Source organism: Chitinophaga sp. 01L420 (genome assembly GCF_056399985.1).
This window is the reverse complement of the sequence record NZ_JBFTSK010000020.1, coordinates 42944-62421: the sequence shown is the minus strand read 5'-3', so window position 1 is coordinate 62421 and position 19478 is coordinate 42944. Positions and strand designations below refer to the sequence as shown.

The 19478-nt window shown below is 45.0% G+C and carries 17 protein-coding genes and 2 tRNA genes; 11 read left to right on the top strand and 8 right to left on the bottom strand.

Going from position 1 to position 19478, the window contains the following annotated elements:
* Positions 1 to 199 precede the first annotated feature (199 nt).
* The 3 genes from AC1DP6_RS19665 to AC1DP6_RS19655 form a co-directional block, all read right to left on the bottom strand.
* The gene (locus AC1DP6_RS19665) at positions 200 to 421 is read right to left on the bottom strand and encodes a hypothetical protein (RefSeq protein ID WP_477056355.1); all 222 of its coding nucleotides are present in this window, start codon (positions 419 to 421) and stop codon (positions 200 to 202) included.
* Between the two features lie 134 nt (positions 422 to 555).
* Positions 556 to 629, bottom strand: a tRNA-His gene (locus AC1DP6_RS19660).
* Positions 630 to 1078: 449 nt separating this feature from the next.
* A tRNA-His gene (locus AC1DP6_RS19655) sits at positions 1079 to 1152 on the bottom strand.
* Positions 1153 to 1754: 602 nt separating this feature from the next.
* Between AC1DP6_RS19655 and AC1DP6_RS19650 the strand changes: the two genes are divergently transcribed.
* A complete protein-coding gene (locus AC1DP6_RS19650) occupies positions 1755 to 2960 on the top strand; it encodes a hypothetical protein (protein WP_441574404.1) in 1206 nt (401 codons plus the stop codon).
* A 47-nt stretch (positions 2961 to 3007) separates the two neighbouring features.
* Here the strand turns inward: AC1DP6_RS19650 and AC1DP6_RS19645 are convergent, their stop codons facing one another.
* Positions 3008 to 3412: a hypothetical protein gene (locus AC1DP6_RS19645; protein ID WP_477056354.1), complete on the bottom strand. Its 405-nt coding sequence runs from the start codon at positions 3410 to 3412 to the stop codon at positions 3008 to 3010.
* A gap of 107 nt (positions 3413 to 3519) precedes the next feature.
* Between AC1DP6_RS19645 and AC1DP6_RS19640 the strand changes: the two genes are divergently transcribed.
* A complete protein-coding gene (locus tag AC1DP6_RS19640) occupies positions 3520 to 4062 on the top strand; it encodes a hypothetical protein (RefSeq protein ID WP_441574402.1) in 543 nt (180 codons plus the stop codon).
* On the opposite strand, the gene AC1DP6_RS19635 is transcribed toward AC1DP6_RS19640, so the two are convergent.
* Positions 4059 to 5159 carry a lipase family protein gene (locus AC1DP6_RS19635; RefSeq protein WP_477056353.1) on the bottom strand — a complete coding sequence of 367 codons (1101 nt, stop codon included), beginning with the start codon at positions 5157 to 5159 and terminating at the stop codon, positions 4059 to 4061. The two genes, AC1DP6_RS19640 and AC1DP6_RS19635, sit on opposite strands and share 4 nt — an antisense overlap.
* Positions 5160 to 5296: 137 nt before the next feature.
* Here AC1DP6_RS19635 and aspA point away from each other — a divergent pair, with 137 nt between their 5' ends.
* The 3 genes from aspA (at position 5297) to AC1DP6_RS19620 (ending at position 9367) form a co-directional block, all read left to right on the top strand.
* Positions 5297 to 6700: an aspartate ammonia-lyase gene (gene aspA, locus AC1DP6_RS19630; RefSeq protein ID WP_477056352.1), complete on the top strand. Its 1404-nt coding sequence runs from the start codon at positions 5297 to 5299 to the stop codon at positions 6698 to 6700.
* Between the two features lie 121 nt (positions 6701 to 6821).
* On the top strand, positions 6822 to 8162 hold the full coding sequence (locus tag AC1DP6_RS19625) for an anaerobic C4-dicarboxylate transporter family protein (RefSeq protein ID WP_477056351.1): 1341 nt from the start codon (positions 6822 to 6824) through the stop codon (positions 8160 to 8162).
* Between the two features lie 41 nt (positions 8163 to 8203).
* Positions 8204 to 9367, top strand: coding sequence for a porin (locus tag AC1DP6_RS19620; RefSeq protein ID WP_477056350.1), 1164 nt, complete (start codon positions 8204 to 8206; stop codon positions 9365 to 9367).
* Positions 9368 to 9482: 115 nt separating this feature from the next.
* On the opposite strand, the gene AC1DP6_RS19615 is transcribed toward AC1DP6_RS19620, so the two are convergent.
* Positions 9483 to 11942, bottom strand: coding sequence for an MG2 domain-containing protein (locus AC1DP6_RS19615; protein WP_477056349.1), 2460 nt, complete (start codon positions 11940 to 11942; stop codon positions 9483 to 9485).
* A 120-nt stretch (positions 11943 to 12062) separates the two neighbouring features.
* Between AC1DP6_RS19615 and AC1DP6_RS19610 the strand changes: the two genes are divergently transcribed.
* On the top strand, positions 12063 to 13313 hold the full coding sequence (locus AC1DP6_RS19610) for a BaiN/RdsA family NAD(P)/FAD-dependent oxidoreductase (protein ID WP_477056348.1): 1251 nt from the start codon (positions 12063 to 12065) through the stop codon (positions 13311 to 13313).
* A gap of 94 nt (positions 13314 to 13407) precedes the next feature.
* Here the strand turns inward: AC1DP6_RS19610 and AC1DP6_RS19605 are convergent, their stop codons facing one another.
* Both AC1DP6_RS19605 and folK read right to left on the bottom strand, forming a co-directional pair.
* Positions 13408 to 14037 (bottom strand): deoxynucleoside kinase, encoded by a 630-nt coding sequence (locus tag AC1DP6_RS19605; protein ID WP_441574395.1) that lies wholly within the window; start codon positions 14035 to 14037, stop codon positions 13408 to 13410.
* 31 nt (positions 14038 to 14068) lie between these two features.
* A complete protein-coding gene (gene folK / locus AC1DP6_RS19600) occupies positions 14069 to 14554 on the bottom strand; it encodes a 2-amino-4-hydroxy-6-hydroxymethyldihydropteridine diphosphokinase (RefSeq protein WP_441574394.1) in 486 nt (161 codons plus the stop codon).
* 86 nt (positions 14555 to 14640) lie between these two features.
* On the opposite strand from folK, the gene sppA reads away from it, so the two are divergent.
* From sppA to AC1DP6_RS19575, 5 genes are all read left to right on the top strand, one after another.
* Positions 14641 to 16395 (top strand): signal peptide peptidase SppA, encoded by a 1755-nt coding sequence (gene sppA / locus AC1DP6_RS19595; protein ID WP_477056347.1) that lies wholly within the window; start codon positions 14641 to 14643, stop codon positions 16393 to 16395.
* Positions 16396 to 16557: 162 nt separating this feature from the next.
* Positions 16558 to 17664: an ABC transporter permease gene (locus AC1DP6_RS19590; RefSeq protein ID WP_477056346.1), complete on the top strand. Its 1107-nt coding sequence runs from the start codon at positions 16558 to 16560 to the stop codon at positions 17662 to 17664.
* A gap of 39 nt (positions 17665 to 17703) precedes the next feature.
* Positions 17704 to 18234 carry an SRPBCC family protein gene (locus AC1DP6_RS19585; protein WP_477056345.1) on the top strand — a complete coding sequence of 177 codons (531 nt, stop codon included), beginning with the start codon at positions 17704 to 17706 and terminating at the stop codon, positions 18232 to 18234.
* 90 nt (positions 18235 to 18324) lie between these two features.
* Positions 18325 to 18855, top strand: a complete 531-nt coding sequence (locus tag AC1DP6_RS19580; protein WP_477056344.1) for an SRPBCC family protein — start codon at positions 18325 to 18327, stop codon at positions 18853 to 18855.
* A gap of 115 nt (positions 18856 to 18970) precedes the next feature.
* A complete protein-coding gene (locus AC1DP6_RS19575; RefSeq protein WP_477025394.1) occupies positions 18971 to 19465 on the top strand; it encodes a DUF2911 domain-containing protein in 495 nt (164 codons plus the stop codon).
* The last annotated feature ends 13 nt before the right edge of the window (positions 19466 to 19478 follow it).

Here is a 19478-nt window from a genome sequence, read left to right as displayed (position 1 = left end):
TTATTTTTAATGTAATTATTATCTATACCCGTAAACCGATTGAAGTAAATGGCGATAATAAGATGGTTTTGTTTGCCAGCTTTTATTTCATTGGCGAATTATTAGGGACGGATTTTATGGGGGGATAAAAGTTTCTTCCTGCTGATTGTTTTTTTGCTCCATTTGAATAATCAATATGTATAGTTAAGGGTAGAATTAACTATACATATTGAGCATTAAGCTTATCTCTGATTAAGTCAGCCTCACTCTGGCGCAATTCCTTTTCAACGATAAATTCTTTGAGTTTATGTGAAGCAGTAACGATCTTCATTTTGCCATCGGGATACTCCATGTAGTATTTTCCTGCTGGAAGATTTTTATCATACATCATGAATGTCTTGCCTTGCTGTAGGCTTTCAGCCCGAAGTCTTATAACAGCCATCTGGGCTCTTTTTCTATTTCTGTTAGGGGTCTCATGAAGTGGTTGGTTTTTTAGGAAGAACAATTGGGAATAATACGTCTAAAGAATTTAAAACAAAAAAGGCTTCCTTTTACAGAAGCCTTTTCATTTTTTTGGGTGATTGAAGGGTTTCGAACCCTCGACCCTCAGAACCACAATCTGATGCTCTAACCAACTGAGCTACAACCACCATTTCCTAACGGTTACCCCGTTTTTCGGAGTGCMAATATAAGAGAATCTTTTTCTACTAAAGAAATTTTTCTCCATATTTTTTCAGATAATATTTTTCCTTCGGAAGAAGTATCATTTTTTGTTTGCCATTCTCAAATCCCCCCGAATTGTCTTTAGCGCCGCTGCTATGGCCGGTTCCGACCTCCGGCCTATCTTCATCATCTCCGCATCAAGTCCACCTCAAGTCCACCTCTGCTGCACTGCTTCTATATGTACATAGCGGGTGTGAAGCATGTGCTCGACGGTGTCAACATAATGAGTATTGACTATAATGATGGGTGTTTTATGCTTAAAATTCACACTATCCTCGAAGTTTTCAACCTGGTCCCAGGTTACTGTCAGCATTGATTTACGAGAGGTATAAAAACAAAAAAGGCTTCTTTTTACAGAAGCCTTTTTTAACGGTTGGGTGATTGAAGGGTTTCGAACCCTCGACCCTCAGAACCACAATCTGATGCTCTAACCAACTGAGCTACAACCACCGTATTTCGTTGTTGGGAGTGCAAAGATAAGCGAAACTATTTTTAAATTCCAAATACTTTGAATAAAAAAATTTCAAGGAATTACACATGAAGAGAAATTTATAAATGAATGAAGTGGAAAGCAGGAGAGATAAAAGGGGCCTGCAATAGGAGATGGGACAGATGAAAATACCCTTGACAGATCAGCATTTATATTTTTAGGGGAATGAATTTATGTATTGCAGAATCATTTTCCAGGTACCTGAAATCCTTTCCACAGAGATAAAAAATGTATCCACAAAATTGAACAATATCTGCACTATAGATTCCGGCCTAAAGTGAATGCAGGCACAGCCTTTCTTCCTATTTTTCATAATTTCCACTCTCTTTTGCTCACTTCAGGAAAAGGTGTATCTTTGCGCACTTTCCCATTCCATTCCCATTTTTATAAGTAGTTGATAACCAACTGAATGTTGTTTTTATGGCATCGTTGAAGCCCCTGTTTTCGGGTTTCCTGATGTCGTCAAGCCTGGATATGTTAACCAGACAGGAAATTTTTTAGCATTACTGTGCCACTATTGTTTTGTTTATAGAAGTATTTAATATTTAATTGTATATACATTATGGATCAGCTTAAACTGAAGTTGCAGGAGTACTATCAGCGTTACCAGCAAATGGATCAACGGGTGAAGCCTGGAAAGGAGGAGCCTGGTTTTGAGGACGTGCTGGACATGGAAAATGATATTCTTTCACAATTTGGATTGCCTACATCCCGGCGTTTTGTGCAGATACTGCATGATTTTGTGCATCATGGGCACGTAAGTGACCAATTGGTGGATTATGTGAGCAAGAAACTGCGTGCTGCCGCACGTAAGTACCTTTTGGCGCCAGTTATGTCAGATATTGATCTTTTGGAAAGTGGCCGCGAACAGAAACGCAGCCCTTATGATGTACTGCCTGAACTGGGATACCCGGCCCAGGAGTACGCATTATTTCTTGTAGGAGAAATCTTCTATCGCCGTAACATGGCTGCAGGAGATATTTTGGATGAACTGAAAAAAATGCAGCATTTCGACAGCTGGAGTGATCTGATGCTGTTAAGTAAAATACATAACCATACTACACATGAAGTTTACGCCAAGCTGAAAAAGCAGGAGCTGCGCTTCATCGATGAGTTCATACAGTTTACCCGCCGGCAGGAGCCTTCCCGCCTGGTAAACAAGCGCGCTACTCCACTGGAAGATGGTTATACACCCAACTATAAAACGATTACCAAAGTGCAGGTAGAAGACATCATCTTTGATGAACAAACTACCCCCAGCTTATTTGGTAAAATAAAAAGTGGAAGAGGATATGCCCGCATCACCATCAGCCTGGAATTTTCAGAACTGAACCAGATCCTGATGAGCAGCGATGAACTGGGTGTTGAAATCAGCAATCATATTAAAAAACGCCTGGCCAATCCGGCAGCAGAGAAACCAACGGTGATAGATATACGCGCAGAATTCGGCGATGTATTGAAACTGGATAACTGTTACCTGGAAGTATACAAACCCCAGCACAGAGAAGGGAATAAGTGGGTAGAAGATAAAGACAACTTCTACTTCGTTGATAAAATTCTTACTAAAAAAGAATTTGAAAAACGCACCAAAGAAGCAGAAGTGAAACGTAAAATACAAGAGTGCCTCGAACTGATTGGTGGTTCCTATGTATATTATCAACGCCTGCGCCGCTTAGGAATTACAGATGAAGAAGCCAAGCTGCGCGCTGGTTTACAGGACGAACTGTTATTTAAATTATCCTACTTCCTGAACAAGGTAAAAGAATAATATTTGATGCGTGTGATGATCTGTGAAAAGGATCATCACACGTTTTTTTACAACAACCCTATCCCTAATGTAAGTACGCCTGCACCCAACAGGAATACACCTGCATATAATATCCCAATCCATTGATTCGGCTGCGTTCTTTCCTTGCCTGCAGCTGCCGCAAAAAATCCACCACTAATCAGTATAGTACCAAATGGAATACTTATTCTTACTGCCCATGTAAGTGCATTATCTAACGTAACTGCGTCTGTGAGCAACTGGCAAACCAGGGATAATATGACCAGCACACCGGCATGTGCATGACCGGCCCGGAACATGGATCGTTGAAATGGCGTAAGTGCCAACTGATTCATTTTTCCACTGAGGATCTTTAACAGGAAATATCCGCCGAATTGAATGGTAGGAATGGTGATGAGAATGAGTCCACACATTAGTCTGGTTGAAGGTGTCATAGCTGTAGTATTTAGTCGCGGCAAAAGTAAATGCTTAAAAGCGGATGGACCTTAACAAATGTTAGTTTATTCCTTTGCCGGAATTTTTTATGTTTGAGGAAAAAATAATGGAAGAACTCACACTCGGCGTTGGCTCAAGGGTACAGCACGCACATTTTGGCCCCGGGGTAATTGTAGCGGTGAAATACGCCCAATACCGCGTTACCTTCATGGATCATGGTATTAAGATGATCGACAAGACGGATCCACTCTTTGAGGTACTGGTGGCGGAGAATACCACCTCCGAAGTGGAAACCGCTTCAGAGGTGGAAACATCTATATTGAAGATCCTGCGTTTGTGGGGAGGCATTACAGAAGTGGTGCCACTGGGCGATCGCTGGAAGGGGGGCAACCTGGTGTTGCAACCGGGTGATCCCACCCTGAAAGCAAAGGAGCTGCCTATTGATACCTTCTTCCATAAAATAGTCATGCTGCGTGACCGGTTGCGTGTGCTGGAACAAAACATCAACAGCCATAAAGTGCTCACAGATGAAGAGAAGGTAAATATGCAGCAGTATATTACCCGCATCTACGGCTCCCTGACTACTTTCAATGTATTGTTCAGAGATAAGGAGCACTGGTTTACCGGTGAGAAAGGCAGCAATGATTAGTTGGCGTTTATCTTATAAATCTGTTCCAGTTCCCATCGGTAAGGTTCGAACATATGGTGGATGAAAATGTTTTTTCCATCAAACGGAAACAGTTCATCATAGCCCTTTACCGGGTATAAGATGATGGGCGTGCCTGCCGGGGTATAATTGTGACTGGTTACAAAATCCGGTTGCTGATACTCCGGTAGTACCTTTCTGACACGCTTGTAGGCGAACTTGCCCAATACCCGCTGCATACGCCTGGAAGAGCGTTTGGTAGGACGATCCAGGCGACCATACATGTAATTGAGTACGGCGCGTATGGCCCATTTCTGATCTTTCAGAGAGCCTTTAATATTTGCGAAAGGACTTACCGCATTGAAATCCCTGGTTGTTTGCAGTGAGAACGGTGTTTCAGGCACCCAGTCGCGTGCATTGACTACCCGCAATCCCCAGCCTCCACGGGTAATGAAATCATAGTCGTATGCATAGTACAGGTTGCCAGGCTTTGGCGCTGCACTGGCGTACGTTTTGAACACAATATCTTTTGGAAGTCCATCCGTGTACTCAAAATAAGAGCGCAGCAGAAAAGAGATGGCGCCACCCTGGCTATGTCCGAAGATGATATATTCGTGTATGCCTTGCTGATAGTACTCGTTTATTTTACGTTTAATTTCAGGTCCCATAGCAGCTACTGCCAGCATCCATCCGGCATGTATGTAAGCTCTTGGATCTTCTGCCACTTTATAAGGTACTGCAGTACTGTCATTTAATTTCACCGTACCCTGCGATGGAATCATGCCTGCATAAAAGTTTTCCAGCCAGGACGTACTACTACCAATGGTGCCACGGATCACAATAATACCCACGCCATCTTTTCGCTTCCACAAATCCCAACGGTTCACCAGGCCTGATTCTTTAGCACGATAAATCAACTCACAATCGCGCGGCGGATTACTCTTCACTTTGGTCCAGGGCGTATCTCCCATCCGTTCTGCCAGTTTTAACAATTCGCCGTACTCCGATGGGTTAAAGTTGGGCTGCAGTTGCTGGGAAAAAGTTTGATTTCTCCCGAAAAATAAAAATAGAAAACAGATCAGTAAAATACGGTGGACCATAGATAAATATGAATTACAAATCATGAATGCCGAATGAAATACTAATAAAAGCACTTCACTTTAAGATAAAATAAAACAATTCGCACTGTTTCATTGTTCTAAATGCGTTTAACTTTCAGGCCTAAATTACTTTAAATATGGCAAAGAGAATTGAGCACGATTTCCTCGGTGAAAAAGAAATACCACAAGATGTATATTACGGTATTCAAACCCTGCGTGCAATTGAGAACTTTCATATTACCGGTATTCCCCTGATGGTGGAACCCGTTTTCGTACAGGCGTTAGGCTATGTAAAAAAGGGCGCAGCCATGGCGAACCGCGATCTGGGGGTACTGGATAAAAATATCGCGGAGTATATTATCAAGGCTTGTGATCGCGTGATTGCGGGCGAGTTTAATAACCAGTTTCTGAGCGACCTGATACAGGGCGGCGCAGGTACTTCGGTGAATATGAATGCCAACGAAGTTATTGCGAACGTAGCCCTGGAAATGATGGGGAAGGAAAAGGGACAATATGAATTCTGTCATCCCAACAACCATGTAAACTGCTCACAGTCTACCAACGATGCTTATCCTACCGCTTTTCGCATAGCGCTCATGAATAAACTCACCGGGTATAAACTCACCCTGAGTGAGCTGGCAGACGCTTTCGGCGCTAAAGGAGTGGAGTTTAAAAACGTACTGAAAATGGGACGTACCCAGTTACAGGATGCGGTGCCTATGAGTATGGGCGATGAGTTCAAAGCCTTTGCTACCAATATCAACGAAGAGCTGTCCCGTGTGGAAGAAAGCAAACGACTTATCTCTGAAATAAATATGGGTGCCACCGCCATTGGTACGGGCGTAAATGCACCTAAGGGATATTCCGAACTGGTCACCAAATACCTGGCGACTATTACCGGTTTGGATCTGATACTGGCTGGAGATCTGATAGAGGCTACTTATGATACCGGCGCATATGTGCAATTGTCTGGTGTGCTGAAACGTACAGCTGTAAAGGTTTCCAAGATATGTAATGATCTGAGGTTATTATCTTCCGGCCCACGGACAGGGTTAAACGAAATTAACCTGCCTCCCATGCAGCCGGGATCTTCTATCATGCCGGGCAAAGTAAACCCGGTAATACCAGAGGTGGTGAACCAAACTGCTTTCTATGTGATTGGCGCTGATCTGATGGTGACCATGGCCGCAGAAGCAGGACAGTTGCAGCTCAACGTAATGGAACCTACTATTGCTTTCGCATTGTTTACCGCCATTACTTATATGAATAATGCCTGTCAGACGCTGAAAGATAAATGCGTAGTAGGTATCACTGCCAATGCAGACCGTACCAAAGAAATGGTGATGCATAGCATCGGTATTGTAACACAGCTGAATCCTATTATCGGATATGAGAAATGCTCCGCTATTGCACGCGAAGCATTGGAAACAGGAAAGTCTGTTCATGATCTGGCGGTGAAAGAAAAGAAATGGGTAACACAGGAAAAGTGGGATGAAATTTTCACTTTCGACAACCTGATAAGACCCCAGTTTATTCAATAAAATACGCGGGCAGCCACCGTCTTCCGGCAGGCTGCCCGTATGTTCCGGCGTTCTCTCTTTGCCGGAGCCTGTCTGTAGTGTAGAAACATCCGATCATTATCATCAGATATACACGCTTCATATGATCTGGTTACAATTTGCAATTTTGCTTGGGGCTATCCTTGTTGGCGCCCGCATGAAAGGTATTGGGCTGGGAGTGATGGGAATGGTGGCATTAGCCATTTATATATTCCTGTTCCGCATGCGGCCTGCAGATCCTCCTATTGATGTAATGCTGATTATACTGGCGGTAGTGAGCACTGCGGCTACGTTGCAGGCCGCCGGTGGAATGGATTACCTGGTAAGACTGGCAGAGAAAATTCTGCGCAGCAAGCCCTCACTGATTGTATTGCTGGGACCACTGGTGACTTATCTGTTTACCTTATTTGCAGGCACCGCACATATTACTTATTCGTTGTTGCCTATTATTGCAGAAGTATCTACCAAAAAAAGAATACGCCCTGAAAGAGCATTGAGTATTTCTGTTATTTCTTCTCACCTGGCTATCACGGCCAGCCCTATTTCCGCCGCTACCGCTGCTATATTAACTATCCTCAGTGGGAAAGTGGAGTTGCTGGAAATCCTTAAAGTATGTATTCCTGCTACGATTGTAGGAACATTGGCAGGTGTGGCGGTATGCTGGAAAATGGGTAAGGACCTCGACAAAGATCCCTTGTTCCTCGAAAAGATGAAAGACCCTGAGTTTGCAGCCAGCATTAATTCAGATACGGAATCTGCCAGGGTGCCGCTGTTACCGGGCGCTAAAACTTCTGTACTGATTTTCGGGCTGGCGGTATTACTGATTGTACTGGTAGGAGCTTTTCCAGATATGTTGCCTTCTTTCGGAGAAGGTACCAGTAACCTGGCCGTAGATGCTGCCGGCAATATCAAAATGTCTGCTGTGATAGAACTCGTGATGCTGGCCGCTGCAGCCGCTATTATGCTGCTTTGCAGAACCACTACCGCTGCAGTAGCGAAAGCAAGTTTATTTAATTCCGGTGCGCAGGCAGTGGTATCTATTTTTGGTGTGGTATGGATGAGCGCTACTTTTATGCAAACCAACACCGATATCATAGAACATGCGTTGGGTGATATGGTGCGTGCTGCTCCGTGGACATTTGCTATTGCTCTTTTCCTGCTCAGCATCCTGCTTTTCAGTCAGGCTGCTACTACCAAGGCACTCATGCCATTGGGTTTGTCACTGGGCATTATTCCTCCGCACCTGGTGGCCATGTTCCCGGCAGTAAATGGCGACTTTGTTTTACCCGGCTACCCTACACTGCTGGCGGCCATCAACTTTGACCGTACAGGCAGCACACATATAGGTAAATACCTGGTGAACCATAGCTTTATGTTACCTGGCTTTGTGAGTGTAGGTGTTTCTGTAGCAGTGGGTTTCCTCCTGGCAGGGATACTGTGGTAGCATTTTTACAGGCAAACAATGACTCCCGAAATCTAACGATTATGCATATCCGCAAATGGTTAATGGCGTGCATGCTATTGTACGCATTTACTGCATCTGCACAGCAGCAGGAATCTGCGAATGATACCCTGCATACCCCGCTGATACCGGTAAACAGGCAATCATTGCTGAATAATGTAGACGTCATCGCCAATATGCGTTTCGCCTTTCGCAATGCCTTTGAAAACGGTACTTATACAGGTTCCCGTTTTGTGAATGAACAGTTCCGGCTGGAGATCAAAGGCAAAGTAGCAGATAAGCTGTATTTCCGCTTCCGTGACCGCTACACCCGTGATCCGGTAACACAGTCTATTGATAACCTCAGCAGATCTACTGACCTGGCCTTTGTACGTTTCGATCCCAATGAAAAATGGAAAATATATGCCGGTAAATTATGTGCAGATTGGGGCGGCTACGAGTTTGATGCAAACCCGATCGATATTTACGAATATTCCGACATCATCGAATATTCCGATAACTTCCTGACAGGCGCCGGGCTGGGCTTTTTGCCTGATAAGAATAATGAATTCACTTTTCAGATACTAAACAGCAGAACCAAAACATTTAAGGAATTGTATGATTCTATTCCCGGTATCAGTGAAAGTAAATTTCCTTTTGCCGCGGTGATCAACTGGCGGGGTAATATGTTTGACGGCAAGTTCAGCACCATCTGGTCTTACAGTATCTTTAAAGAAGCTACCCATCAGTACATGAACTACATTGCATTGGGCAACCAGCTTTCTTTAAATCGTTTCCGTCTGCAATATGATTTTAAATTAAGTCTTGAAAACCTGGATCGTAAGGGACTTGTGAGCAGCTTTACCCCTGATAAAAAAGCAGTGCAGGGCGTGAAATATATGAGCCACTGGCTGAGTGCTGACATACAACTGAGCAGGATTGTACACCTGGCCTTAACCGGCATGGTGGATTTTGCCTATTGGGATGGGAACCCTGACCCCAACAAAGATAAAAAACTGCGCACCGCCTGGGGATATATACCTGGCATAGAAGTATACCCGCTTAAACATGTGAACCTGAAAGTATACGCCAATATGATAGGACGAGTATACCGGTATACCGACTACGCACAAACGAAATTAGGAATGGTGAACAATGATAACTATCGTTTCTCAATAGGGATTGTAACGCCGTTGTTGATTTTATAGCCATTAGCTTTTAGATTTTAGCAAAAAAAATGCAGCGGAGAACATAGCATATGATTATCTCCGCTGCATTTTTTTTGCTAAAATCTAAAAGCTAATGGCTAAAAGCTAACAGCTGCTAAAATTCCTGTTCCAGTCTGCCTACGCTTCCATCATCTCCTATACCTTCTACGACTACACGAAAACGTTTGGTGAAATCGTTGTTGTAGAATTGGATCCTGGCAGTGTGTGTGAGCGTATCAACGGCTACGTTTGGATTCCAGTAGAGCGTGAGGCGTTTATCAGGTAAAGCATGTACTTCTTTCTTAACGGAGTAGTCAGGAGAATAGAACTGCTTCACGATGGTATAACCCGCTTTCTTATAAAGTTTAAAGCCTCTGATGCTTGGATCATTTTTAGGAGCGTTGTCGCCACCTTTCTTCGTGTATACCGCAATGGCGCCGTTGGCACCACCAAATCCACCCATAAACGGAGGGCGGAATACTTTGATGAGGGCGATATCCTGTATGGAGAGGGTACCCAGCATGCTTACATCAGATTGCATTTCATTGAGGTATAAGCCTGGTTTGCCACCACGCCACGACAATGAAGGGTTATTCAGATCCCCGGTAATCTGCAGTCCTGCTACTTTAGATTGCAGGTACTGGAATACGTTGAGTGCAATCGGATTTTCCTTGGTCAGGTCAAACGTATAGCCGTCACCACCGGAGAACATACCGGAGGTATAGCGTTTTTCGGTGGTTTCTTCCGGTTTAACTTTTGTGGCATTGACGTTTACTTCTTTCAGGTATACCGTTTTGTTGTTGATAGAGCGGTTTACTTTGTTACCTTCCGCTGCATTGGCCAGGAACTGCTTCAGGGCATTATTGTCTATTGCTGGTGGTATCCGCAATGGATAAGGTATTTTAACCTGGGTAGGGCGTTCGAAGAAGTGGTTATCGAACTTCACATTTACATCTACTCCTTTTTTTACGAGGTCATTACCCTGGTAGTAGATATAGGCCGTATCCGGGAACACCATGTTGGCAATTTCGAATTGACCTTTATCGTTGATAGGCGCAGAGGCGAACATGGAGGAGCTGTCTATCGGCAGGCGGATGATCATATCCAGTTTACCGGTAGGCATAGGGCGGCCATTCAGCATGGTTGCTACTCCTTTCATCAGCAGCCCTTGTTCGTAAGGGAATCTGATTTCCGGGAATTCGTTGTTCAGGATCTTTTCCCAGGCAAACCGTCTCCAACCGTTGGTCATCATTACGAGGTCCAGGCCACGGAGGGTGGAATCGGCATCGTTACGGAAATACCAGGACGGATTGTATATATATCCTTTTAGGTCGGAGGTCAGCAGGAAAGTAGAAACGATGTTGTTTGAATTTTTATCTACCGGTACAGCATCCGCATCTGTAATCGCCATGGATATGCTGGTTTGCAGCGTGTCTGGCAGGCGGATTTCAATGGCATTTTTCGCTCTGGGTTCTTTGTGGGTATCAGCGTCCAACACATCCATTTGCAGGAGGTCATTTTTGCGGACGAAGGTGAGTCGTTCAGAGAGCGGCATACCCGATTTAGCGAACAGGGTAATTTGCAGGATACCTGAAGGCAGATGGTCTGCCGGGATAAAACCACTGATCCGGCCTTCGCCTACATCCAGACTGGCTTTGTATACCAGTTGGGAGCCCATTTGAGCTACAATCACGAGGTCATTAAAGGCAGTATCGCTTACATTACCGGGAACGGCCTGGTAAAAGATACGGGCGCCTTTATTGAATACTTTCAGGGATGCGCCGGTAGTTACCGGTGCTGGCAGGGCAATTGTTTTGGTTTGTCCTTTGGCACTTTTCACCACTGCCTGGAAAATATCCTGTCCGTTGGCAGGGGTAATATCAAAGGTACCCATACCATCGTGAATGGTTTTAAGCGCAACGGAGTTGCCGCCTTTGGCATCTTTAATGGTACCGGAAACTTCAATCGGGTAGCCGTTGTTGTCAATGGCTTTGAAGGCCACTATGTTGGGCTGACCGGCGATAAGGTTACCACCTTCCGGGAAAAACTGTACCGCAAAGTCGGGCGCAACAACGCTATCGGCGGGAGCGGTTGTTTTTTTGGAAGGATCAAATATTTCTATGGTCCTGTTATAGCTGAAAGCGGGATCGAAATTGAGCATCCAGGCGGTATAAGCCCTGAGCTGGTATACGCCCGGTTTCTGTGTTTCAGGAATATCGAAGTTACCCGGAGCACCGGCATTACCGGCAGCAAACAGTTTCTTCTGTACAATGTTATTGTTCTTATCCAGCAACTCTACATAGAGATTGGTAGCGGAAGTGGAGGGCATTCCCTGCAGGGTGATATAGGCCTTGAACCAGATGGTTTCGCCGGAGGCGTAGTAGTCTTTATCCAGGTGGAGATAAACTTTTTCAGCCGGGTAGCGGGAACCAAATGTTTGTAATGCCTTCACTATGCGGTCGGACCAATCATTGGGCGATGGTAGTATAGCCAGTGCACTCATTACGCCGGTTAACAGAACGGCAGGGATCATCCATTTCAGGTGATGTCGCTTTTTCTTCAGGTGCGGTTGCATGCAATATATTTTGAGCCAGTATAATATATGTAAAAATATAAACTTCGGAAGATTAATCGGTAAGATTACGGCAGGTTTGTTATTATTGCGTGCTCAAGCCATGGTTTTAACAAGATTTTAATGAGTTCAGAACAGAAACGTTTAGTGGTGGCAGGCGGTGGAGCTGCCGGATTTTTTTGTGCGGTAAATGCGGCCCGTCTTTGCCCGCAGCTGGAAGTCGTGCTGCTGGAAAAAACAGGCAAGCTGTTATCCAAAGTGAAGGTAAGTGGCGGTGGCCGCTGCAATGTTACCCATAATGCGCCGGATATTACGTATATGGCTAAACGCTATCCAAGGGGGCAAAATTTTGTAAAGAAATCATTTTCCCGGTTTTTTGTCTCCGATACTATCGCCTGGTTTGCTGAAAGAGGGGTGAAACTGAAGGCAGAAGAGGATGGTCGTATGTTCCCTGTATCAGATAATTCCCAGACCATCATCGATTGTTTGCTGCGGGAAGCAGATAAATACCACTTGAATATCCGGACCAATACAGAGGTGACTTCCTTTAAAAAAGGGGGAAATGGCCGCTGGCAACTGCAATTGCAAAATGGTAGTGAGCTGGTAGCTGATTATTTATGTATTGCCGCCGGAGGGTATGCACAGGCGGGCAAATTTGCCTGGCTGGAACAAAGCGGGCATAGCATCGTGCCGCCGGCGCCTTCCCTGTTTACCTTTAATATGCCTGGTAATCCGATCACCAGCCTGATGGGCGTGGCCAACACGGCCCAGGTAAAAGTGGCGGGAACCAAATTACAGGAGCTGGGACCTTTGCTCATCACCCACTGGGGTATGAGTGGCCCGGCCATATTGCGACTGTCGGCCTGGGGAGCCCGGGAGCTGCAGCAACTCCAGTATACCTTTACAGCGATTGTGAACTGGCTGCCGGCCTATAATGAAAACACCCTGCGGGAAGACTGGCAAAGCCTGCGTTTTGAGTTAGGAAAACAGAAATTATATAATAAGAATCCATTCAGCTTACCTCAACGGTTATGGCAATTTCTGCTGCAACAGGTAGGGATACCGGAAGAAATGCGTTGGGCTGACCTGCCGGCCAAAGACCAGAACAAGTTAATGAAATTGCTGGTCAGCATGGAGTTCCCGGTAAAAGGTAAAACTACCTTTAAAGAGGAGTTTGTAACCTGCGGCGGTATTACGCTGAGTGAAATAGATCCTGCTACCATGGAAAGCCGGTTGGTACCTGATTTATATTTTGCCGGAGAGGTAATGGATGTAGACGGGATCACAGGCGGCTTTAATTTTCAGCATGCATGGACCAGTGGTTTTGTAGCGGYGAATGCTATTGCACAGAAGGTATTGTCGCAGACATCATAATGATACTGACGTTGATTTAAAAAGATCAGGGAAGATGAATACAGTTATATCCTGTTCATCTTCCCTGATCTTTTTAAATCGTACAACATCCGCACTACAGCTTTAAATAATGCACACCCGGTGCATACTCCTTTTCCAGCGCCAGCAGCAGGTTATTAAAGTCTTCCGGCTGCCGGAGAAAATCTACTTTGGTGGTATCTACCACCAGTGTACGTACCGGATGCTGCTTAATATACTGCATGTACATATCATGTACACTCATGAGGTATTCGTCCGGAATATGTTGTTCGTAAGTCCGGTTACGGTGTTTGATATTTTCCTGAAGCTTGGTAACAGGTGCGTTCAGGAAGATAAGTAGTTCGGGTTGTACCAACTGCGGATTGATGATGTCGAATAATTTCTGATACAGGGCATATTCTTCTTCCGGCAGATTGATTTTTGCGAACAGCAGGCTTTTAATAAAGAGGTAATCGGAGATAATGATATCGCTGAAAAGATCCTGCGACTGCAGCATTTCTTTCAGTTGTTTATAACGTTCCGCCATGAAAAACAATTCCAGGGGGAAGGCGTATTGTTGTGGGCGTTCGTAAAAGAGGGGGAGGAAAGGATTATCCGCAAATTCTTCCAGGATCAGTTTCGCAGAAAAATGAGCAGACAGCATATTGGCCAGTGTTGTTTTGCCAGCGCCGATATTCCCTTCTACCGTAATAAATTTATAGTGCATGAATGTGTTGTTTAGAATGATGCTAACCCGTTTAGTTGGAGTAGCGGTTAACCGGTAATGTATCCGGGCAGCTGGCTGCCAGTTCTTTTACGGTTTTATGTAACACCGGGTGTACATAATCCGGGACGATTTCCAGCAAAGGCACCAGTACAAATTGCCGTAGCTGCATCCGGGGATGCGGCAACTTTAATTCCGGTAGGGCTATAATGCTGTCGTTAAAGAAGATAAGGTCGATGTCGATGACCCTCGATCCCCATTTCTCCTGACGGATACGTCCAATTTTTCTTTCTATTTCCAAAAGTGTATGCAGTAACGTTAGTGCATCCATTGTGGTGCGGATTTCTACACCCTGATTAAGATAATCAGGCTGGTCCACGGCTCCCCAGGGAGCGGTCTGGTATAAGGCGGAGATCTGTACGACCTCTCCGGCTGTTTCTGAGATCAGCTGTACCGCCTTTTCAAGGTTCCCGGTACGATCACCCAAATTGCCACCTATAAGTAATATTGCTGTATTCATGTATATTTCAAGCCCCAAAAGTAGCCATATTCCTTATTTTTGAAAAAATGTATCTTTCTATCTCAGTTTCATCTTAACCAAAAAGTATGCGTTTCTTCAAAGTTTTCCTGGCAGCCTTTCTTGCATTTGTTGCATTTGCAGGTATATGCATCATCGTGTTGATGGTCATAATAGGCAAGGCCCTTACCTCCGAAAAGGTAGCTATTAACCCCAACGGCGTACTGGTGCTCGAAACGGGCCAGTCGTATAAAGAACAGAAAGTAGTAAACCCGCTTAGTGCCCTGATGCCGGATGATGAAGGAGAGGTGCCTGGTTTGTTTCAGGCAGTACGACTGATTGAAAATGCTGCCAAAGACGATAACATTAAAGGTATTTATCTTAAAGTAAATGGTAATCCCAGTGGCTTTGCCAGCACAGAAGAGTTGCGTAATGCGTTGCTTCGTTTCCGTAAATCCGGCAAATTTGTGTATGCATATGGAGAAGTGATGGGACAAGGTGCTTATTACCTGGCTTCCGCTGCAGATAAAATTTACCTGAACCCCAAAGGTGGACTGGATTTCACAGGTTTCTCCACACAGATACCTTTTTTAAAGGGCGCGTTGGATAAGCTGGAAATAAAACCGGAAATTTTCTACTGCGGCAAATTCAAAAGTGCTACCGAGCCATTACGTGAAACGCAGATGACCGAAGCTAACCGTATTCAAACTACCCAGTTCCTGGGTGAATTGTACGGTACTTTCCTGCAGGGAGTGGGCAAAGCACGTAATATAGATACCGCTACCTTACATGGATACGCCAATGAAAATTTGATCCAGGAACCCGATGATGCGTTGAAATATAAGCTGGTAGATGGTTTGAAGTATGATGATGAAGTAACTGCGGAGCTGAAAAATAAAACAGCCACCAAGACGGATGGTGACATCAACTTTGTTACCCTGGGGAAATATAATGTAGGTACCGAACTTTCCAGCGGCACCGGAGAAGGCAAAATTGCACTGATCTATGCGCAGGGCGATATTGTGGATGGAGAATCTGATAAGGACAATACCATTGCCAGTGCAAATTATATCAGTGAAATCCGTAAGGTAAGAGAAGATAAGAATGTGAAGGCCATCGTGTTCCGCGTGAACTCTGGTGGAGGTAGTGCGCTGGCTTCTGAAGTGATCTGGCGGGAACTATCGCTGGCGAAGAAAGTAAAACCAGTGGTAGTATCTATGGGCGACTATGCAGCTTCCGGTGGTTATTATATTTCCTGCATGGCCGACAGCATTTTTGCAGAGCCTAATACCTTAACCGGTTCTATCGGTGTATTTGGTGTGATGTTTAATCTGCAGGATTTCTTTAAAAATAAGCTGGGCGTTACTTTCGATGGTGTTAAAACCGCACAGTATGCCGATCTGGGTTCAGTAGGCCGTCCGTTGACAGAAGGAGAGAAGCGCTTTATTCAGAATGGTGTTGACAGTACCTATGCTTCCTTCAAATCCCGCGTGGTAGCCGGCAGAAAGCTGGATCCTGCTGTGGTGGACAGCATTGCCCAGGGACGTGTATGGAGTGGTGTAGAGGCAAAACAACTGGGACTGGTAGACCGTATTGGTGGTGTGAATGAGGCCCTGGCTTGTGCGGCGCGACTGGCAAAGTTATCTGAGTACCGTTTAAGGGAATATCCTGAAGCTGGAAAGAATAAGATCGCCCGGTTCCTCAAAGGGTTAGGTGCAGAGACCAGTGCGAACATGGTGAAAAAAGAGCTGGGTGCTAATTATGAGCTGTATCAGCAATTGAAAGACGTACAGCAGCTGCATGGCCAGATACAGGCAAGAATACCATTTAAATATAGTTTCTAAGAGCAGAAGGCTCAAAGCATAAAGGAAAAAGCTATTGTAGCATAGATAAAAGCGGATGCAATATCCCTTTATATCTCCGCTACAATAGCTTTTTCCTTTATGGCTTAGGCTTTCTCCTTTTTTATAGTAGTTTTGCTTCCGGTTTTTAAAATAGCAGATCAGATGAATGGAGCTAAGTACAATCAGTTGAGGGCCATGCTGGCGATTACGAAAGGARGTTTAAGGGGTATATTCCGGAGCCCTTCCGCCGTGGTGTTTAGTTTGGGGTTCCCGCTGGTATTTATCCTGGTGTTTGGGTTTATAGGAGGCAGTACTGTTTCCGTAAAAGTGGGAGTAGGCCGCCAAACCGATACTACGAGTAAGTTTTATAAGGACTTGCATTATATAAGTGCCTTGAAGTTGGTGACAGATCAACCGGTGGCTGACATGGAGGAAGATCTGAAAAAAGGACGCCTGGTGGCTATTTTGGATGTGGTGCCAGTGGAAAGTGCCGACCATGTGCAACATTATGACATCAATATCCGGACTTCCACCGCTTCAGATGCCAGTAAGAAAATGATCCTGATGGGCGTGTTGAAAAACGTGACGGCCGGCATAGATGATTCCGAATACAAACGTCCTACTGTGGCTGTTTTTAAGCAAACAGAGATCCCCGGACGGGAATTTAAGACCATTGACTTCATTTTACCGGGACAGTTGGGATTTGCGCTGATGAGCGCGGCCGTATTTGGTACCGCTTTCCTGTTTTATAATATGCGTCAAACGCTGGTACTCAAGCGTTTCTTTGCCACGCCTATCAAACGTACCTATATTGTACTGGCGGAGGCGCTGAGCCGGATGATCTTCCAGCTGATCAGCTCTGTAGTGATCATTGCGCTGGGGCATTTTGCGTTTGGCTTTACGCTGGTGCATGGTTTTGCCACTTTCCTGGAAATGCTGGTATTGTCGGTGTTCGGGCTGCTGGTATTCATGGGCTTTGGCTTTGTGGTAAGCAGTCTGGCTAAAAACGAAAGCACCATTCCTCCTTTGGCAAATATTGTTACCCTGCCACAGTTCCTGCTGGCGGGCACTTTTTTCCCGATAGATTCCTTCCCGGGCTGGCTGCAGCCTATTTGCAAAATAATGCCGCTGACTTACCTGATTGATGCACTGCGGAAAGTGGCCTTTGAAGGGCAGCATCTCTGGAATGTGGGTTGGGATATTGCCATTCTTACTTTGTGGGGTGTTGTCGTATATGCGGTAGCCGTGAAAGTATTCAAGTGGGAATAGTGTGATTTTATTAGCTTTGTGCTATCTAAATCCAGTCAGATGCAAGCCTTATTCATTATTCTGGGTGCATTTATTGTCCTTGTACTGGGACTTTTCATTTTTAGTTTATTCCTGTCACCCACTGTTAAAGTGGAGCGTTCGCTGTTAGTCCCGGCAGCAGCCGGTGTTATTTTCCCGTTGGTAAATGTGGTGCGTAACTGGGAGCTGTGGTCGCCCTGGAAAGAGCAGGACCCCGCGGTGAAAATTACCTATGGAGAAAAGGAAAGCGGGGTAGGCGCGGGATATAGCTGGGAAAGCAGCAACCGCAATGTAGGCAAGGGGCACATGTCTGTTACGGAGTCACGGGCAGATCAGTACGTAGCTACTGATACCGATTTTATGGCCATGGGACTCGCCAAAGGCTATTTTCGCTTTGATACCGTTACCGGAGGCACCCTGGTTACCTGGGGCATGATTTGCCATATGGGGCAGCATCCATTGAGAAAAGTCATGGGCCTGATGATGGACAAGTGGGTGGGGAAAGATTTTGAAAAGGGATTGGAGAATATAAAAAGGATTGTCGATAAATAGAATTACGAATTACGAATTACGAATTACGGAGAAAGACGAAGATCTCCTGATGATCCGTAATTCGTAATTCGTAATTCGTAATTTCTTTCTATGCGTCTTATTAAGTTGTTGCTGATCAGTGTGATCGTTTTGGGCAGTATGGTTTTTCTGCTGTCGTTGTTATTTCCATCTACGGGAGTGGTAGAGCGTACCGGCGTGATACGGGCCCCTATTTCCGTAGTATATGCACAGATCAGTGACCTGAAGGCATGGGAGCCCTGGAATCCGTGGACGAAGCCAGACAGCACCGCTACCCTCGTATTTTCCGGGCCGGCAGCCGGCACAGGCGCCTGGTATAGCTGGGAAGGCAAGGAAAGCAGTGGGAAGGTAACGATCCTGGACAGTGATCCGGCTAAGGGCATACATTATCTGCTGGATATTAAAGGTGCCAGACCGGTAAATGGAGGTATTGAACTGAAGCCCACAGCAGATGGGGCATCCACGGCTATATTCTGGCATATGGAAATCAAGCTGGGGATGCTGCCCTGGTGGAAATTAAGGGGATTTGTAACAGACAGGATCTATGGCCCTGCCATGGAAACCGGCTTAACTAAGTTGAGTGATATCTGTGAAAAGAAGTAATATGGAGTTATTTTACCATTGATCCCATTGTTTTGCTTACAACGGATTTTATGGTTTAATTTAAATTGTAAAGCTTTCTTGAAAAATTCTTCTTATTTCAGAAAAAACTAAAAAAATGAAACATTTCTTTTTGGCAACCTTATTTTTGGCAGTTACAAGCCTCGTTTTTGCACAGGAAAAGCCACGTAAGAGTCCACACGTTACAACAGAAGCCAACGGTATTAAAGTAGTTTATGGACAACCTTCTAAAAATGGCCGCGTAATTTTTGGCACCCTGGAGCCATTCGGTAAAGTATGGCGTACCGGTGCCGATGAAGCCACTCAAATCACCTTCAGCAAAGATGTTGTATTTGGTGGTAAACCTGTAAAAGCCGGCACTTACACTTTATTTTCTATTCCTGATCCTAAAACCTGGACCGTTATCCTCAATGGTAAACTGGGTCAATGGGGTGCTTATGATTACGACAAAAATAAAGGTGAAGATGTGGTAGCAGTAAAAGTAAAGCGCGAAGCATTGGCTACGCCGGCTGAAAAGCTCACATTCACATTACCAGGTAATGCTGTGGTATTTGAGTGGGATGATACTAAAATTGCTGTACCGGTAAAATAATTGTACTGGGTAA

Coding starts and splice junctions, on each gene's coding strand:
- AC1DP6_RS19665 (WP_477056355.1), bottom strand. CDS start 421: ATGGCTGTTATAAGACTTCGGGCTGAAAGCCTACAGCAAGGCAAGACA.
- AC1DP6_RS19650 (WP_441574404.1), top strand. CDS start 1,755: ATGGATCAGCTTAAACTGAAGTTGCAGGAGTACTATCAGCGTTACCAG.
- AC1DP6_RS19645 (WP_477056354.1), bottom strand. CDS start 3,412: ATGACACCTTCAACCAGACTAATGTGTGGACTCATTCTCATCACCATT.
- AC1DP6_RS19640 (WP_441574402.1), top strand. CDS start 3,520: ATGGAAGAACTCACACTCGGCGTTGGCTCAAGGGTACAGCACGCACAT.
- AC1DP6_RS19635 (WP_477056353.1), bottom strand. CDS start 5,159: ATGGTCCACCGTATTTTACTGATCTGTTTTCTATTTTTATTTTTCGGG.
- aspA (WP_477056352.1), top strand. CDS start 5,297: ATGGCAAAGAGAATTGAGCACGATTTCCTCGGTGAAAAAGAAATACCA.
- AC1DP6_RS19625 (WP_477056351.1), top strand. CDS start 6,822: ATGATCTGGTTACAATTTGCAATTTTGCTTGGGGCTATCCTTGTTGGC.
- AC1DP6_RS19620 (WP_477056350.1), top strand. CDS start 8,204: ATGCATATCCGCAAATGGTTAATGGCGTGCATGCTATTGTACGCATTT.
- AC1DP6_RS19615 (WP_477056349.1), bottom strand. CDS start 11,942: ATGCAACCGCACCTGAAGAAAAAGCGACATCACCTGAAATGGATGATC.
- AC1DP6_RS19605 (WP_441574395.1), bottom strand. CDS start 14,037: ATGCACTATAAATTTATTACGGTAGAAGGGAATATCGGCGCTGGCAAA.
- folK (WP_441574394.1), bottom strand. CDS start 14,554: ATGAATACAGCAATATTACTTATAGGTGGCAATTTGGGTGATCGTACC.
- sppA (WP_477056347.1), top strand. CDS start 14,641: ATGCGTTTCTTCAAAGTTTTCCTGGCAGCCTTTCTTGCATTTGTTGCA.
- AC1DP6_RS19585 (WP_477056345.1), top strand. CDS start 17,704: ATGCAAGCCTTATTCATTATTCTGGGTGCATTTATTGTCCTTGTACTG.
- AC1DP6_RS19580 (WP_477056344.1), top strand. CDS start 18,325: ATGCGTCTTATTAAGTTGTTGCTGATCAGTGTGATCGTTTTGGGCAGT.
- AC1DP6_RS19575 (WP_477025394.1), top strand. CDS start 18,971: ATGAAACATTTCTTTTTGGCAACCTTATTTTTGGCAGTTACAAGCCTC.